This is a genomic window from Lacrimispora sp., from assembly GCF_032078915.1.
In the GTDB taxonomy this organism is placed as follows: Bacteria; Bacillota; Clostridia; order Lachnospirales; family Lachnospiraceae; genus Lacrimispora.
Genome location: NZ_DAMAUN010000019.1, coordinates 19,460 through 36,568, shown reverse-complemented (window position 1 = coordinate 36,568; position 17,109 = coordinate 19,460). Strand labels below are relative to the sequence as shown.

Here is a 17,109-nt window from a genome sequence, read left to right as displayed (position 1 = left end):
CGGGTCTACATCAAACTGAAGGATCTTTGCCCTCTTGGCAAACTTGGCGGCATTACCGGTCACCCGGTCACTGAACCGGGCACCCACTACAATCAATAAGTCACATTCTGTTATTCCAAAATTAGAGGTCTTGGTTCCGTGCATTCCTACCATTCCGGTATACAATTCATCGGTCCCGTCGAAAGCTCCTTTTCCCATAAGACTGTCTGCCACCGGGGACTGAATCTTGTGGGCAAAGGAAGAAAGCTCCTCCGAGGCATTGGCAGCAACCGCCCCTCCTCCTACGAAAATATACGGCTTCTGGGATTTCCGGATCAGCTGCAGCGCTGTCTCTAAATCCTCCTCGGTTATGGTATCTTCCTGCCTCTTGACAGGCTCCGGAGTCTGGGATTCATATTCAAAGGTACCGGCGGTCACATCCTTTGTAATGTCCACCAGCACAGGTCCCGGTCTTCCGGTCTGTGCGATCTGGAAGGCCCTGCGGATGGTGTCAGTCAACTTTGTTATATCCTTAACGATGAAGTTATACTTTGTGATAGGCATGGTCACACCGGTGATATCGATCTCCTGGAAGCTATCCCTTCCCAGGAGGCTCACTGCCACGTTGCACGTAATGGCAACCATTGGGATAGAATCCATAAATGCGGTGGCAATTCCGGTTACCAGGTTGGTGGCTCCAGGCCCTGAGGTGGCCAGACATACTCCCACCTTGCCGGTGGCTCTTGCATATCCGTCTGCCGCATGGGCTGCGCCCTGTTCATGGGAGGTCAGGATATGGGTGATCTCATCTTGATGTTTATAAAGGGCATCGTATATATTTAAGATCGTACCGCCCGGATATCCAAAAACAGTATCCACTCCCTGCTCTTTCAGGCATTCGATCACAATCTCTGCTCCTGTCAATGTCTTCATAGGCTGCTCCTTTTTTTATATTTCGAGAATCGCTCCCCGGCTTGCCGGGGCTGCCATGGCCGCATAGCGTGCCAGATATCCAGTAGTCACCTGAGGTTTCCTTGGCTGCCAATTGGTCTTTCTTCTGGCCATTTCTTCATCAGATACCTTCACGTCTAACCGGTGATTATCAATATCAATGGAAACAATGTCTCCCTCTTCCACCAGGGCAATGGGACCTCCCACCGCTGCCTCCGGACATGCATGCCCGATGGAGGCACCTCTGGAGGCGCCGCTGAAACGTCCGTCGGTAATAAGGGCCACTGTAGAACCTAACCCCATGCCTGCAATGGCTGAGGTGGGATTTAACATCTCCCTCATGCCCGGGCCTCCCTTGGGGCCTTCATAACGGATAACAACCACATCTCCTGCCACAATCTTTCCGCCCTTGATGGCTGCTATGGCATCCTCCTCACAATCATACACTCTTGCCGGGCCTTCATGCTTTAACATCTCAGGCGCTACGGCGGAGCGCTTTACCACTGCAGAATCAGGGGCTAAATTTCCCTTTAATATGGCGATGCCCCCAGTCTGGCTGTAAGGATCTTCCACCGGCCGGATCACTTCAGGATTCTTATTTATACAACTCTTAATATTCTCTCCAACTGTTTTACCTGTTACTGTCATACAGTCTAATTCCAGAAGTCCCAGCTTGCTGACCTCGTTCATAACAGCATAAATGCCGCCTGCTTCATTTAAATCTTCCATATAAGTAGGTCCTGCCGGAGCCAGATGGCAAAGGTTAGGAGTCTTTGCACTGATCTTATTTGCAATTTCCAGATTTAAATCAACTCCTGCCTCATGAGCAACGGCAGGAAGATGAAGCATGCTGTTGGTGCTGCATCCCAGAGCCATATCCATGGTCAGGGCATTGCGGAAGGCTTTTTCCGTCATGATGTCACGGGGACAGATGTTCTTCTTAAGCATCTCCATAACCGCCATACCCGCATGCTTTGCTAACTTAAGACGTTCCGAATAAACCGCCGGAATGGTTCCGTTTCCTTTCAGTCCCATTCCCAAAACCTCGGTCAGACAGTTCATGCTGTTGGCCGTATACATGCCTGAGCAGGAGCCGCAGGTAGGACATGCCTTTTGCTCGTATTCCCTCACATCCTCTTCCGACATGTTTCCTGCGGTATAAGCTCCCACCGCCTCAAACATGCTGGAAAGGCTGGTTTTATGACCGTGCACACGCCCTGCTAACATTGGTCCGCCACTGACGAACACTGTGGGTATGTTAATGCGGGCTGCTGCCATTAAGAGTCCAGGAACATTCTTATCACAGTTGGGTACCATGACCAGGGCGTCAAAAGCATGGGCTCTGGCAAGGCATTCTGTGGAATCTGCTACCAAGTCCCTGGTAACCAGGGAGTATTTCATTCCTATGTGTCCCATGGCGATTCCATCACATACCGCTATGGCCGGCACCATCACCGGTGTACCGCCTGCCATGGCGACTCCCATTTTAACGGCATCCACTATTTTGTCCAGGTTCATATGGCCTGGTACGATTTCGTTATAAGAACTGACAATACCGATCAGAGGTCTCTCCATCTCTTCCTCTGTCATTCCCAGTGCGTGAAACAGGGAACGGTGAGGCGCCTGCTGCATCCCTTTTTTTACTGAATCACTTTTCATGTGCTGCACACTCCTTTTCTTTTCCAATCCGTTCCGCAATTAAATCTCCCATCTCTGCGGTTGAGACTTTTTTACCCATTTCCGAATATATGTCTGCCGTCCGGTATCCTTCCTTAAGCACCTGCTCCACGGCTGCTTCCACGGCTGCCGCTTCCGTATCCAGATCAAAGGAATAACGAAGCATCATAGCGGCGGAAAGAACGGTTGCAATGGGATTTGCAATATTTTTACCCGCAATATCCGGGGCAGAGCCATGACTTGGTTCATACATTCCAAATTTGCTTTCATTCATGCTTGCCGAGGAAAGCATTCCAATGGAGCCTGTGATCATGCTGGCTTCATCGGATAAGATATCGCCAAACATATTCTCTGTCAGGATCACATCAAACTGTCCTGGATTCATGACAAGCTGCATCGCACAGTTATCCACCAGCATATGGGTTAAGGTCACCTCCGGATAATCCTTTGCCACCTCTTCCACCACGTTTCTCCAAAGCCTGGAGGAATCCAGTACATTTGCCTTATCAACGCTTGTTACTTTTTTCCGGCGTTTCATGGCAATATCAAAAGCCTTAACGGCGATTCTTCTTATTTCATTTTCATTATAGGTAAGGGTATCCACGGCAGTCATAACGCCATCCACCTCTTTGGTATACCGCTCTCCGAAATACAAGCCTCCTGTCAGTTCTCTCATGATGACCATGTCAAACCCGTCTCCAATGATCTCCTTTTTTAAAGGACAGGCATCCGACAGCTCTTTATACAGATAAGCTGGGCGGATATTGGCAAATAAATTAAGACCCTTACGGATGGCAAGTAGCCCCGCTTCAGGTCTCAGATTCGGTGCCACATCGTACCATCTTGAATTTCCTACATTTCCGCCAACTGCCCCAAGGAGAACGGAATCACTGTTTTTCGCTGTTTCAAGGGCTTCATCTGTTAAGGGAACGCCATGTGTATCAATGGAAATGCCGCCCATCAATACTTCTGTATACTGGAACTCATGACCGTATACACTTCCCACTTTATCAAGGACCTTTCTCGCCTCTCCAATGATTTCAGGCCCGATCCCGTCGCCGGGAATCACTGCAATGTTGTAATTCATCTCTTCCACTCCCTCTATGACACTGTACTCTGCTAATATATTTCTTCTCATAATAGAACATTTATCGGGATTTTTCAACTAAAATAAAATAATTTTCGGGAAAAGAATATATGAGATTGGAATTGATACTATAAATTAAAGTTATAAGATAAAAAAATAGGAACCGATCATCTGGTTCCCATTGGCTGTTTTTCTTCCTGAATCTCTTCTGGGCTCAATGCCTCAATTTTCCGGGCAATGTCCATTTCTTCCTGGATCAGTTCCTGGAAATGCCCGCATACTTCCTTAATGATTTCCCGGTTATTCTGCCTGAAAGAAGCCTTATATAACCCATGTTTCACTGCCGTCCACTTTAAGAAGTATTCCTTATGGAAATACTTGTCATATGCTTCTCTGAACAATGGCATGTTTTGAAGATAATGAAGATAAAGATATCGGTTGTTTATCAAAGCATCTATGTACTTTGCAAGCAGTTCTCCATTTTTCTGTTTTCCATAAGCGCATTCTCTGATTTGTTTAAGGAGATTATCCTGTGTTTTCTGATGAGTGTACAAAATTTCCTGTGTCTCCTGCCGGATTCCCTTACAAAATTGTTTTTCTGCAGCTTTATGAATCTGACAAAGATCAGAGGCGTGGGTTATCATATCTTCCTCTGTTAATTCCATATATTTTTTATCATACGTAGGGTCAAAACAGGAAAAAACCCCTTTTTCCTCCTTCCGGGCAATAAAATAATGGAAACTGTGCAATGTATGATAATAGGGAACCCACGGAATGAAAAATGCATCCATTTCAACTACATTCCATTGTCCTAAGGTAAGACAGGATATATTTTTCTCCATTTCCTGTTTGGAACAGCAGTTTAAAAATTTCAGGCTTACACCCAAGGCTTCCAGATTCGCAGGCATTCTTCTGGATAAATATAAGTGATGGATCTGGTCATAAGTAAAGTCGGTTTCCGACCATAAGTCAGCAAGCACATTCCGGTAATCCACTCCTATGAGAACAGCAGCATTTATCATGCTGCTGGTATAGCAGTTTAATCCCTGAAGATAAATCAGATTCATAGCTGCTCCCCTTTTCTCCTTTCATTTTTTCCAGATGCAGTTTTTCTGACCGCATCAACTATTTGAATTTTCCGGGGCTGTTTAAATCCTGACAAATGCACTTTGCAGTAAGCCCTGATTTCTTCCTCGATTTTTTCCTGACTGACCAGAGGATCGGCCGGAACGATATCTGCGCATACGGTTTCAATTCCTAAAGGATCCGTTTCTCCATAAACAACACAGTCATTTACTAGCAGACTGTTTAAGATACAGGCTTCCACTTCTTCCGGATATACGTTGAATCCTCTGACAATAATTACGTTTTTCTTCCGCCCGCAGATATACAAATAGCCGTCTTCATCCAGGTAGCCAAGATCACCCGTATACAAATAGCCATGTTTCAGTACCTTCTTAGTTTCCTCTTCATTTTTGTAATATCCCGACATCACATTGGGTCCCTTTACAAGAATTTCCCCATTGGTATAAGGAATATCCGTAATCACCCCGTCAGCTTCTATGGATATTTTAATTCCTTTTATTGCCTTTCCAACGGAATCCAGCTTCTTTAAACTGATTTTCGAGCATTTTGTAATCAACGGAGCAGCTTCTGTCATCCCGTAGCCTTGCCATAGCTGGATTCCCGGATAAGCTGCTAAAAGTTTTTTCAATGTGGTACCGGAAACTTTGCTTCCTCCAAATCCGAAATATTTTAATAAATGAATATCATAAGGAACGGGCCTGCCCGCTGTCTGTTCCATCAAAAGAGGAACCGCTGCCCCGCCCTCATAGTGGGTCACTCTATTCTCCTGAACCGCTTTATAAAAGGAGTCCAAAGTAAAACCTTCCTTAAGAAGAACGATAGGGAACGCTTTCATGAGACATGCACACAGGATCATCATTCCGTATGCAGAAGAGAACGGAGCTGCAAGGATGTACCTGATATTCTTCTCATCCAACTCCTCAAAACACATTTTATCGATATATCCCAAAACCGAAGTTTCAACATTCCTTTCTGAAAGGGGTACAATTTTCACCCTGCCGGTAGAGCCTGATGTTGTTAGCAGAATTATGGGTTCATCGGGTCCCGGGCTGTTTTCGAAAAGAACCGGCATAGATTCCCCCAGCAGACATTCCTCAACGTAAATCACCTGTAAATCAGGTACATCCATGGATTTTATCTCATCAAAAAACGAACGGAATCTTATGGAAGTAATAATTATATCTGTGGATGTCTGGTCCAGGAGAGGAGTTACTTCGTGTTTTGTCAAGCGGACACTTATCGGAAAAGCTGTTTTCCCCAGCAGGAAAATTCCGAAAAGAGCAGCGATATAATCGCTCCCATCCGGTAAAAATATTGCGGCAATTTTCCAATCATTCCTGGGCAGACAAGCCTGTATTGCCCCGGCTTTTTGAACCAGGTCCTGAAACGTAATCCTTGTTTCTCCGTCAATTATCGCTTGTTTTTCCAGGTTTGTTTGTTTCATGAACAATTCTCTGATCATTTTAAATTCTTCTCCTTTACTTTCCTCTCAGCCAGTTCAATCATCCGGCCGACTTCCAGACAAGATTCCATTTCCGTAATATCAAAGGTAATAGAATACGTATCTTCTATCTTAAGTAAAAGATGGATAAAAGAAAGGGAGTCAAGCCCCAGATCCTTATACAGATTGGTCTTTCTTCCTGAAACCGGAAACTGGGCTGCTTCCTCTATCATACGGATAATTTCGTCATTGATCATAACTGCCGGTTTACCCTCCTTATTCTCTCGGAATATTCCTATTTACGAAGAAAGGCCTGTATCATGCTGCAAGGCTGGATACAGACCTGCTTCTATTGTTTAGTCAAGCAAAATCCCGCCGCTTACTGAGAACCTGACGAATATTTCCGAAGTAACACCTTCTGCTCTGCATCCGACAATAATTCCAACAAGGGAACCCGCCGGGATCGAGGCATTGATGTCTGTCAGGGAACCTCTTTCCAGTGTATATTTAGGAACCTGCCCTCCACCTGCCGGCGCTATAAACGGATCCGAATAAGTCAGGGTATCCTGAAGTATGGTAAACACCATCCCGCCTGTCATCTGTCCAGGTGTATCTGATGTTAAAACTGCAAGGGCAGCAAACGGAAACAGCGTAGATCCCTCCGGTAGGAAAAGTGACATTTTGGCACCAAATAGTACATAAATGTTTTTTACGACTGCATCATAAGGCATAACAAAACAACTGCGGTAAAATTGATCATAGTTAACGAAGTCAAATGTAATCGTTCCTGCTGCCCAGTCACCCTCTTGAAGCTGTGTAGGCCTGCCTGAATTAATTGCATTTGCTTCATATCCAGCAAATTGAATAATTGACGGATTGCCCAGGTCATCCGTGGAAACCTCGGCATATTCATCGTCTATGGCAAAGGGAATCACTCCTGACATATTGGTGCCTGTTCCTGCAGGCCCGGTAGGTCCAGTTGCCCCGGTAGGCCCAGTCTCTCCGGTAAGCCCTATGGGACCAGTGGGGCCGGTTGGGCCGGTTGGGCCAGTTTCTCCTGTAAGTCCGGTGGGACCTGTCGGGCCAGTTTCTCCGGTAAGTCCTACGGGACCTGTGGGGCCGGTTGGTCCGGTCGAGCCAGTTTCTCCGGTAAGTCCTATGGGACCTGTCGGGCCGGTGGATCCGGTTAGGCCAGTGGGTCCGGTCGAGCCAGTTTCTCCGGTAAGTCCTATGGGACCTGTCGGGCCGGTAGGGCCAGTTGCTCCTGCAAGACCGGTGGGACCGGTAGGGCCAGTTTCTCCTGTAAGTCCTATGGATCCAGTGGGGCCGGTTGGGCCAGTTGCTCCTGTAAGACCGGTGGGACCTGTCGGGCCAGTTTCTCCGGTAAGTCCTATGGAACCGGTCGGGCCAGTTGGGCCAGTTTCTCCGGCAGCTCCGGTCGGGCCAGTCGGGCCAGTTTCTCCGGTAAGTCCTATGGAACCGGTCGGGCCGGTGGGGCCAGTTTCTCCGGCAGCTCCGGTCGGGCCAGTCGGGCCGGTTGCTCCGGTAAGTCCTATGGGGCCAGTTGCTCCTGTAGGTCCGGTCGGGCCAGTTTCCCCTGTAAGTCCTATGGAACCGGTCGGGCCGGTGGGACCTGTCGGGCCAGTTACTCCGGTAAGCCCTATGGGGCCAGTAGGTCCGGTATCTCCTGTCAAACCAATTGGCCCGGTAGGACCAGTAGGCCCTTGAGCCCCAGCGGGTCCAGCGGCCCCAGTTGCTCCGGTCGGTCCAGTTGCTCCGGTAAGTCCTATGGAGCCAGTAGGTCCGGTCGGACCGGTCGCTCCGGAAAGACCGCCAGGTCCAGTCGGGCCAGTAGATCCAGTCGGGCCAATAAGTCCCCGTGGTCCCATTGGTCCCATCGGTCCAACAGGTCCTTGTGGTCCCATCGGTCCTTGAGCGCCAGCTGCCCCGGTTGGTCCAGCAGGTCCGGTAGGCCCTGGTACACCTTGTGGTCCTGTTGGCCCCACGCAGCATCTGCAGCCTTGGGATCCTGCCGAATTACAGCAGCGGTTTTCATCAAGGCAGCGATTTTCATTACAATTTCTACATTTATTCATTATAATCCTCTCCTGTTAGAGCGTAAATTACGGTTTCTACTTGTAAGACTTTTGTATAAAGCTGAAATCATAACATAAAGAGGTTTTTTACCTCTTTATACATTAATATATGTGTCTAATCTCTTACTGTCTAATTCCCTTACTGCGCCCCCCTCCATTAAAAAGGTTTGCTGTCAGTCATAGCACACCCATGGCATATCACAACAACGATTCTGTTGCAGCATAAAAAAGCACCTGCCAAAATTGGCAGGTACTTAACCTAAAATGAAACCGTTATTAACTAATGGATCATATCCTGATAGAACTCAAAAGCCTCTTTCGCAGTGAATCCTTCGTGTACGATCTTTCGGACAGCCGCACTCATCTCCACAGGGCTTTGGCTCTGGAAGATATTTCTTCCCATATCAACCCCTTTTGCCCCCTGGCTGATGGAGTTATATGCAAGCTCCAGAGCTTCTTTCTCTGGAAGCTTCTTGCCTCCTGCTACCACAATGGGAACAGGGCAGGCCGATACCACTTCTTCAAAGTTTTCACAGTAGTAGGTTTTTATGATATTTGCTCCTAACTCCGCAACAATGCGGGTAGCCAGCTTAAAGAACCGGTCTGTACGCTCCATCTGCTTTCCTACTGCCACAACTCCCATGGTAGGAATGCTGTAGCGCATGCCCAAATTTACCGCTTTTGACAGATTATCAAGGCTCGAAAGCTGTCCATCCCCTCCGATAAACGTCTGAACCGCCATACAATCCGCATTCATACGAATCACATCCTCTATGTCAACGGCAAGAACTTCATGGGACAAATCCTCGTCAAGCATAGAAGAACCGGAGGTAACACGCAGTGCAATGCCTTTCCTTCCTTCTGCCGGCACACAGCTCCTGATTGCCCCTCTTGTCCCCATTAAGACATCGATATTAGGAAGCAGCTTAGGCACCACTAAATCAAGTCTTTCCAGGCCAGATACAGAACCCATAAAATATCCATGATCAAAGGCAAACATCACCGTATTTCCGCTGTTCTCATCAAAAATATTCGATAAATGCTTCTTCATTCCCCAATCCAGGTGAGCTGCCCCCTTTACGTAAAAAGGCTTATTGTTTGCAAATGGTTCATCCAGGTGATAGTCATGTTCTACTTTCATTCCATCCAAATCTGCCATATTCTTTCTCCTTTTGCTTCTATATTATTTACTGCCATGATTCCCGGCGTTTCAGCCATATTAGAAATCATAGTTGTTCATGTTATCTTTATTAAATACCGTACGCTCCGGAAGGAGAACGACTCCATTGTTTACCTCACCGGTAGCGGCTCCCTCAACCAGACAGTCATTTGGCATTACTTCCACGGTACCGATTTCCGGGATATCAATCTTGTCTCCTACTTTCACCTGATTCCCTGAGGACAGATAGGCGGCAAGATAGCAGCCAATCGCTCCCTGCACCTGGCAGTCCCAAAGCCCCCACTGCTCAATCACTCCCGCATTGCAGTAATCCTTAATGGACATCGGGGAGGCAAAACCGGTAATGGTCACATCTTCTTTTGTAAGTCCCTTGTTCTGGGCTGCTTTACACTGGCCTGGAAGAGCCGTAGAGTCATTGCAGATAATCAGGTCAATATCCGGGTTTGCTTCCAGAATAGAAGCGCCGATCGAAACCGCTTTTTCCGCATCCTGTTCGGAATAATAATTATTCGGAGCCACATTCACCCAGTTAGGATAGTTCTCTTTGATATAGGCTTCACCCGCAACTTGCCAGGAATTCTGATCCGCTACCGTTGCCTGAGAATAGTGCCAGCAGTATTTCACAGCGTCAGCTTTGACATCCTTCCCCCGCTTTGTTAAAGAATCCACTCCCATATCTACCAGCATCTTCCCAAGCATCTCAGGAGTTCCCTGTGAAACCATTAACGTACGCACCGTATCTGAAACATCAGAATCCCATGTGACCACAGTCAGACCTGCGTCAGCCGCCTCCTTTAACGCGGAATCAAGCCCTGTTGCATCTACAGAAGAAACACAAAGGGCATCCACACCGCTTGCCACCGCATTGTTGATTACCTGAACCTGGTCTGCTACAGCCGCATTGGCGCTTCCCTGATAGTCAACGGTAATTCCCCAGGACTTTCCATACTTTTGTGCTCCCGCATTGGCGGATTCAAAAAATGCATTTCCCGTCAGCTTAGGAATAAATGCAACTGTTTTTCCAGAAATACCGGAAGGACCGGTATTGTCTTTGCTCTCTTCCGCTTTTGATTCTGATTTCGTTTCATTAGCTGGTGCATTAGATGCCGCAGCCGGTTTTCCTGAGCTGCCGCAAGCAGTGAGCGATGCCGCCATCAGTCCTGCCAATACAAGTGCCATTGCTTTTCTCATAAATAAAATCCTCCTTATATGTTTTGATCGTTTTATATTAATGAGGTTTTTACCTCATGTTACCAATCACTTCCGTTCTCTTTTCAGAAAACGTGCTTTGAGAGCCGGATTATTCAGGACAGCCCTGCCCGTTACCACCGCCAGTAAAAGAAGCCCTGCCGGAATGTCCAAATACTGCTGGCTCACCTTAAAGCACAAAGGAAGCCCGAATCTCAAAGTTCCGATAACTACCGCAGCAAGGGCCGTTCCAGGTACGCTTCCTTTTCCTCCTGTACTTAAAGTACCGCCTAAAACCACCGCAGTAATAATGGGAAGGGTCAGGGTTGAGCCAATATCGCTTTTTGCCGTACCAAGATAAGAAGTCAGGATGATTCCTGCCACCGCCGCACTGATTCCAGAAAGAATGTAAGTGCTCATAATAATGAATTTGGCATGAATGCCTGAATATTCCGCTGCATCAGGATTTACCCCTACCAGAAATACCTGTCTGCCATATCTGGTTTTATGTAGAAGAACATAGGCCAGCACTGCCAGGATAAGAAAAATGATCACCTGACTTGGAATCACACCAAACAGCTTTACTTTAGAAAGTCTTAAAAAACTATCCGGGAAACCGCTGATTCCTTTGTAGCTCTCCGTTGCTGACAAATTGGACACCAGAAGAGCAATTCCCGAGTACAGAAAACTCCCTCCAAGAGTGACCACCATAGGCTGCACGCCGCAAAATGCGATAAAATAGCCGGAAAGGGCGCCGCATAACCCGGCTGCAATCATAGCGATCAGGGAAGCAGCCCAAATGTTCACTCCTCCATCCTGCCAGGCAACTCCCAGAATAATGGATGAAAGCCCTACAATGGAACCGGCCTGGATATCGATCCCTCCTGTGATCATGACAAAGGTGACAAACAGTGAGATGATACAAATGGAAATGATATCATTCATACTGCCAAACAGCACTCTAGGCATAAGGAACTTACTGTTCTTTGATGCAAAAACAACGATTTCCAGAATTAATATCAAAGAGAGTACAAATTCCCATTTTTTCCAGATATGAGATTTCATTTCTTCTCTCCTCCTTTTTCTGCAGTCCTTGCGGCCAGGATCCGGTGACGGTTTTTCTCTACCGCCCGGTTCTGTGACACAGTATTAATTACAACAATGGTCAGCAGCATGATACCTGTGATCGTATTGTCATAATCGGAAGAAAATCCAAGAAAGACAAGAATCCTGCTGATGGAGGACATGATGACCGCACCGATGGAGGCGCCAGCCAGGCTTCCAATCCCGCCGCTTAAGCTTAAGCCTCCCAGAACGCAGGCAGCAATTGCCTTCATCTCATATCCGTTCCCTGCCGTAGGCGTAATAAAGCCAATGCGGGACGCATAAATCATACCTGCGGCGGAAGCAAACACTCCGCACAGGACATAAGCTACAATCTTCGTTTTATCTGCCGGTATTCCCACCAGGGTCGCACCAGCCGCATGGTCTCCGACTGCGATAAAATATTTTCCCTTTTTCGTTTTCGTCAAAATAAGATGGACAATCAGGATCACAAGAACTGCCAGAGCATAAAAGACAGTTAAGTTTCCAATCAGGAGGCGGTTTGACATTCTGGTAAATTCAGCCGGAAGATTTTCAACCCAAGCACCCTTCGTGTATACATAAATCATCCCCCGCACAACACCGTTAACACCCAAAGTAAAAATCAGAGAGGGAATGTGAAATACCGCCACGCCGACTCCATTGACCAGTCCTGTAAGAATACCGATGGATAGAGCGGCTGCCGTAGCCGTCACCACCCCATATCCATCTCTTAAGAGAGCGGCTCCCACTGCCGCCGATAAGCCCAGCACTGCCCCGATGGAAACATCGATTTCTCCCGTTAAGATAACAAATGCAATTCCTGCCGACAGAAGGGTAAATACAACGCTGTCATTAAAGCAGTTCCATATGGCTGCCGGCTGCCAGAAACTCCTGTTCACCAGGCCCACCAAAAAAATCAATCCTGCCAGAAACAGAAAACTATTTAACTCACGGATTTTTCCAATCTTTTTCATGCTTCCACCTGCTTTCCTTCTGTCACGCCAAAAGATGCCGCCATAAGGCTTGCCTGGGAGATCTCATGTTTGCCTAATTCTCCTCTAAGCCGTCCCTGAAAGACCACAACTGCCCTGTCTGAAAGCTCAACAATCTCTTCCATATCAGAAGAAATCAGCATAACCGCCACTCCCTGCTTTTTCAGTTCGTGGATAATCGCATACACATCTCCCCGTGCCGCAGCATCAATACCACGTGTGGGCTCGTCCAGAATCACCAGCTTTGGATTGGTAGACAGGGACCGGCCGATTACGATCTTCTGCTGGTTGCCTCCGGAAAGGCTTCCCGCAATCTGATCCAGACCCGTGATCTTGATGCGGAAGTCCTCCACATATTTCCGGGTGATCAATTGCTCCGCCTTCCTATTTAAAAATATACGCCCAAGGGATTTCCCCGGAACCAAAGCAGAGGTGATATTGGCCGCAACATCACTGATACCAAACAGGCCATTTAAGCGTCGGTCCTCCGGGACATAATTGATACCGTTTTTTAAAACCTCCCTGGTGGAAAGGCTTGTCACATCTTTTCCTTCCAGAAAAGCCTTCCCTCCAAGAACCTTATCTTTTCCAAAAATCGTAACTGCAAGTTCGGTACGTCCGGCTCCCACAACTCCTGCGACCCCAAGAATCTCTCCCGGATAAATCTTAAGGTTTATATCCCGGAATCCGTAACCGGAGTAGCCTTTCAGTTCAAATACCGGCTCCAGTGCAGAATAATCCAGATGACTGGATTCCTTTTCCCCAGCTATCTGCTGCCCATCCATATTGGGAGGAAGCAGACCCTTAACCAGCATCTCCCTGGTAAAGTCCGAGGTTTTTCCCTTTAATGTGATCACCCCGTCCCTCATAATTGCCACATGGGTAGCGATCTGGAATACCTCAGCCAGGCGGTGAGTAATATAGATGATCCCAATACCCTTCTTCTTTAAATCCTCCACAATCCGGAAAAGGCTTTCCACCTCATCAAAGGTCAGTGCACTGGTAGGTTCATCTAAAATCAGAAGCTTCGCCTGCCTTAGAAGCCCTCTTAAAAGCTCCACCAGCTGCTGTTCTGCGATAGAAAGGCTCATTGCCTTCCGGTCCGTATCCAGATGCCAGCCGATCTCATCCATGATGTGCCGCAGCCGTTTCCTAAGAACAGCCGTATTTTCACTAAAACCGATCAGGATATTCTCTTCAACAGTCATATTAGGAAACAGCATGGGTTCCTGGGGAACCATATAAATCCCTTTTGAAAGAGCAACAGACGGTTTGAATACCGAAAGCATGCCACCCGCAACTGTTACGTTTCCGGCATCCGGCTGGTAGATACCCATTATGATTTTCATCAAGGTGCTTTTTCCCGCTCCGTTTCCGCCAATCAGGGCAAGTACTTCTCCCTCTCCTACGCTTAAATCGATGCCTTTTAAAACAGCATTGGAGCCAAATGATTTGACAATACCGCTGACAGAAAACAGTGTCTGTTCCGAACGGGCTGCTTCTGATTGTTTCATATTTCCTCCCACCCATCATACTTGATATTTTTGTTCGCATCGCTAACTTTTGTTCATGCCCATATCATACATGACCCAAAACATGTTGTCAATAGTTTTTTCAGAAATATATAGCATTTTTGAACTAATTTAAGCGCTATATTATGTATTATTTATGATATTTTACTCATCAATTTCAGGTTTTCATTTTTTGATCCGGCACTATTGACATATGAAATTCCATTTGTTATACTAAAGAAAATTTAAAACATTTTATTCAACACAAAACATTTGTTTAGAATAACAAAGAACAGGAGACCTAAAAATGAACTATGAAGATTCCCTTATTATTAAAACAGCATGGTATTATTATATAGAAAATATGACACAGCAAAAAATTTCCGAAAAACTCGGAATATCCCGTATGAAAGTGATTAAGCTTTTGGAGAAAGCCAGGCAGGATGGAGTGATCCAGTTTCAGATTTCCCAGGAACGAAGCCGCCACTTAAAAGTCGAACAGGAGTTAATCCGCAGATGGAACTTAAAGGATGCATTTGTGGTACCCTCAGAACCAGGCAGCCCCTCTATCAATGATACCATTGCCAAAGCCGCCGCCATGTACATCAGTGACCGGATTACAGAAAACACATACGTCAATATAGGATACGGAGATACTCTTGGACGGGTTATCAATCATCTGGCCACCATAACAGAAGCACCTCTGTCTGCAGTATCTTTAACAGGAGGAGTCAGTTATTATCTTCCAAATACATTTTCCAGCAAATTTAATGCAAAACTGTTTCTGTATCCTGCACCGCTCGTTGTTTCAACCAAAGAGCTTTGCAGCGCCATGCAAAACGAACCTTCCGTACAGGAAATTTCCCGCATGGTGAATCTGGCTTCCATGACCGTCGTAGGCATAGGAGGGATCAGAGAAGATGCAACCATAATCAAGAATGGAATTTTCACAAAGAATGACTTTCTCTATTTGTCCATGCAGGGAGCCGTAGGTGATATCCTGAGCCATTTCATCGATCAGGACGGAAATCCCATTCATACCGATATTGAAGACCGGCTGTTAAGCACATCTCTTGCAACCCTGCGAACCCTGCCCAATGTCATTGGAGTCGCCGCAGGTGACAGCAAATTAAAAGCCATACGTGCTTCTTTAAAGGGAGGCTATTTAAATGTGTTAATCACAGATGAACAAACGGCATTAAACCTGATGGAGGAAGATCCCGACTCACCGATATGAAAATAGAATGGAGGAATGGAGATGTCATCAAATTACCTTTTAGCCATTGATGCAGGCACCGGCAGCATCCGCGCCGTACTTTTTGACAGCAAGGGCAATCAGATCTCTTGTATTCAAGAGGAATGGGAACACAGGGAAGATCCCCGGTATCCGGGGAGTATGGATTTTGACTGGGTACATAACTGGGAGCTTGCCGCATCCTGTATCCGAAGGGTCTTATGCACAAGCGCCGTCGATCCTTATGAGATAGCCGCGATCTCCACCACCTGCATGAGAGAAGGCATCGTTCTTTACGACAAGGAAGGAAAAGAAATCTGGGCCTGCGCCAACGTAGATGCACGGAGCAATGAGGAAGTAGAACTACTGATCCGCAGAGACCCGGGGCTTGAACGCCTCCTCTATCAGGAGACAGGACAGTCATATGCACTGGATGCCCTCCCAAGGCTTCTCTGGGTAAAGAATAAAATGCCTGATATTTATAATCGGGCCGCATACATTGGAATGTTCAACGACTGGCTTATATTTAAGCTGACCGGTCTCCTGGCCGTAGAGCCAAGCAACGGATCAACCACAGGATTGTTTGATTTAAAAACCCGCTGCTGGAATCCGGAGATTGCCGGACGGTGCGGACTCCGGACAGATATTTTTCCCCTTGTAAAGGAATGCGGGACCATAATCGGGAAAACCACTTCCTGCTGCAAAAACCAGACTGGACTGCCGGAAGGAATTCCCGTTGTCGTAGGCGGAGGAGATGCCCAGCTGGGCTGTATTGGCGTAGGTGTGGTACATGCCGGGGAAGCCGCCGTATTCGGAGGCAGCTTCTGGCAGTACGAGTACAACACTGACAAGCCGGACACAGATCCGGACTGCCGTGTCCGTGTGAACTGTCATGCCATACCAGGCATCTGGCAATTTGAAGCCCTTGCCTTTCAGCCGGGTCTTGTCATGCGATGGTATCGGGACAGCTTCTGCCATGCAGAAAAAAAGCTGGCAGAGGAAGCAGGTAAGAGCATCTATGATTTGATGAATGAGGAAGCAGAGAAAATACCGGCAGGGTGCTATGGAATGATGTGTACTTTTTCGGATGTAATGAACTTTATTAACTGGAAACACGCCGCACCCACCTTCTCAAACTTTGGCCTTGATCCGGGGAAATATAACCATTATACCTTCTACCGGGCTATTTTAGAGAATGCGGCTCTGGTTACAAAGGGGCATCTGGATCTGGTCCAGGATGCCATCGGCCATCTTCCAAAAGAAATTACTTTTGCCGGCGGAGCCTCTAACAGTTCCCTCTGGGCCCAGATCCTGTCTGATGTCCTGGGGCTTCCGGTAAAGGTTCCTAAGGTAAAGGAAGCCACTGCACTGGGCGCTGCGATCCTGGCCGGATATGGAATCGGCATGTATCAGGATATTGCTGAAACTGCAAAAGAGCTGGTAACGATAGAGCGGCAGTTTATGCCAAACATGGAGAATCATAAGATTTATGGTGAAATCTATGGGAAATGGAGAGAATTTTATCAGGCTCAGCTGGCTCTCTGCGACCTTAAAATCACTAAGAATATGTGGATAGCACCCGGTTTATAAGGGAAGAAAAA

The 17,109-nt window shown here is 47.0% G+C and carries 14 protein-coding genes; 2 read left to right on the top strand and 12 right to left on the bottom strand.

The features are described 5' to 3' along the window. From RT269_RS09930 to RT269_RS09870, 12 genes are all read right to left on the bottom strand, one after another. Nucleotides 1–912, bottom strand: a 912-nt coding sequence (locus RT269_RS09930) for a thiamine pyrophosphate-binding protein (RefSeq protein WP_313182278.1), incomplete at its 3' end; no start/stop codon positions are given. 15 nt (nt 913–927) lie between these two features. Next, entirely contained in the window at nt 928–2,589 is a 1,662-nt protein-coding gene (gene ilvD / locus RT269_RS09925) for a dihydroxy-acid dehydratase (protein ID WP_313182277.1), read from the bottom strand. After that, nucleotides 2,579–3,694, bottom strand: coding sequence for a 3-isopropylmalate dehydrogenase (gene leuB / locus RT269_RS09920; RefSeq protein ID WP_313182276.1), 1,116 nt, complete (start codon nt 3,692–3,694; stop codon nt 2,579–2,581). Before leuB ends, ilvD begins: the two co-directional genes overlap by 11 nt. Nucleotides 3,695–3,861: 167 nt before the next feature. After that, nucleotides 3,862–4,761: a hypothetical protein gene (locus RT269_RS09915; protein WP_313182275.1), complete on the bottom strand. Its 900-nt coding sequence runs from the start codon at nt 4,759–4,761 to the stop codon at nt 3,862–3,864. Then, on the bottom strand, nt 4,758–6,242 hold the full coding sequence (locus tag RT269_RS09910; RefSeq protein WP_313182273.1) for a class I adenylate-forming enzyme family protein: 1,485 nt from the start codon (nt 6,240–6,242) through the stop codon (nt 4,758–4,760). Before RT269_RS09910 ends, RT269_RS09915 begins: the two co-directional genes overlap by 4 nt. Further along, nucleotides 6,239–6,478 carry an acyl carrier protein gene (locus RT269_RS09905; protein ID WP_313182272.1) on the bottom strand — a complete coding sequence of 80 codons (240 nt, stop codon included), beginning with the start codon at nt 6,476–6,478 and terminating at the stop codon, nt 6,239–6,241. Before RT269_RS09905 ends, RT269_RS09910 begins: the two co-directional genes overlap by 4 nt. A gap of 99 nt (nt 6,479–6,577) precedes the next feature. Beyond that, the gene (locus RT269_RS30375) at nt 6,578–8,317 is read right to left on the bottom strand and encodes a spore surface glycoprotein BclB (RefSeq protein ID WP_331664126.1); all 1,740 of its coding nucleotides are present in this window, start codon (nt 8,315–8,317) and stop codon (nt 6,578–6,580) included. Nucleotides 8,318–8,597: 280 nt separating this feature from the next. Continuing rightward, nucleotides 8,598–9,476, bottom strand: a complete 879-nt coding sequence (lsrF, locus tag RT269_RS09890) for a 3-hydroxy-5-phosphonooxypentane-2,4-dione thiolase (RefSeq protein WP_313182268.1) — start codon at nt 9,474–9,476, stop codon at nt 8,598–8,600. 60 nt (nt 9,477–9,536) lie between these two features. Continuing rightward, a complete protein-coding gene (locus RT269_RS09885) occupies nt 9,537–10,688 on the bottom strand; it encodes a substrate-binding domain-containing protein (RefSeq protein WP_313182267.1) in 1,152 nt (383 codons plus the stop codon). 66 nt (nt 10,689–10,754) lie between these two features. Then, a complete protein-coding gene (locus RT269_RS09880) occupies nt 10,755–11,750 on the bottom strand; it encodes an ABC transporter permease (protein WP_313182266.1) in 996 nt (331 codons plus the stop codon). After that, complete coding sequence (locus RT269_RS09875) at nt 11,747–12,745, bottom strand: ABC transporter permease (protein WP_313182264.1); 999 nt, start codon at nt 12,743–12,745, stop codon at nt 11,747–11,749. The genes RT269_RS09880 and RT269_RS09875 overlap by 4 nt, the downstream gene beginning before the upstream one ends. Beyond that, nucleotides 12,742–14,277, bottom strand: coding sequence for a sugar ABC transporter ATP-binding protein (locus tag RT269_RS09870; RefSeq protein WP_313182262.1), 1,536 nt, complete (start codon nt 14,275–14,277; stop codon nt 12,742–12,744). Before RT269_RS09870 ends, RT269_RS09875 begins: the two co-directional genes overlap by 4 nt. Before the next feature lie 304 nt (nt 14,278–14,581). Here RT269_RS09870 and RT269_RS09865 point away from each other — a divergent pair, with 304 nt between their 5' ends. Both RT269_RS09865 and lsrK read left to right on the top strand, forming a co-directional pair. Continuing rightward, entirely contained in the window at nt 14,582–15,511 is a 930-nt protein-coding gene (locus RT269_RS09865) for a sugar-binding transcriptional regulator (protein WP_313182261.1), read from the top strand. A 21-nt stretch (nt 15,512–15,532) separates the two neighbouring features. Next, the gene (gene lsrK, locus RT269_RS09860; protein WP_313182259.1) at nt 15,533–17,098 is read left to right on the top strand and encodes an autoinducer-2 kinase; all 1,566 of its coding nucleotides are present in this window, start codon (nt 15,533–15,535) and stop codon (nt 17,096–17,098) included. Nucleotides 17,099–17,109 lie beyond the last annotated feature (11 nt).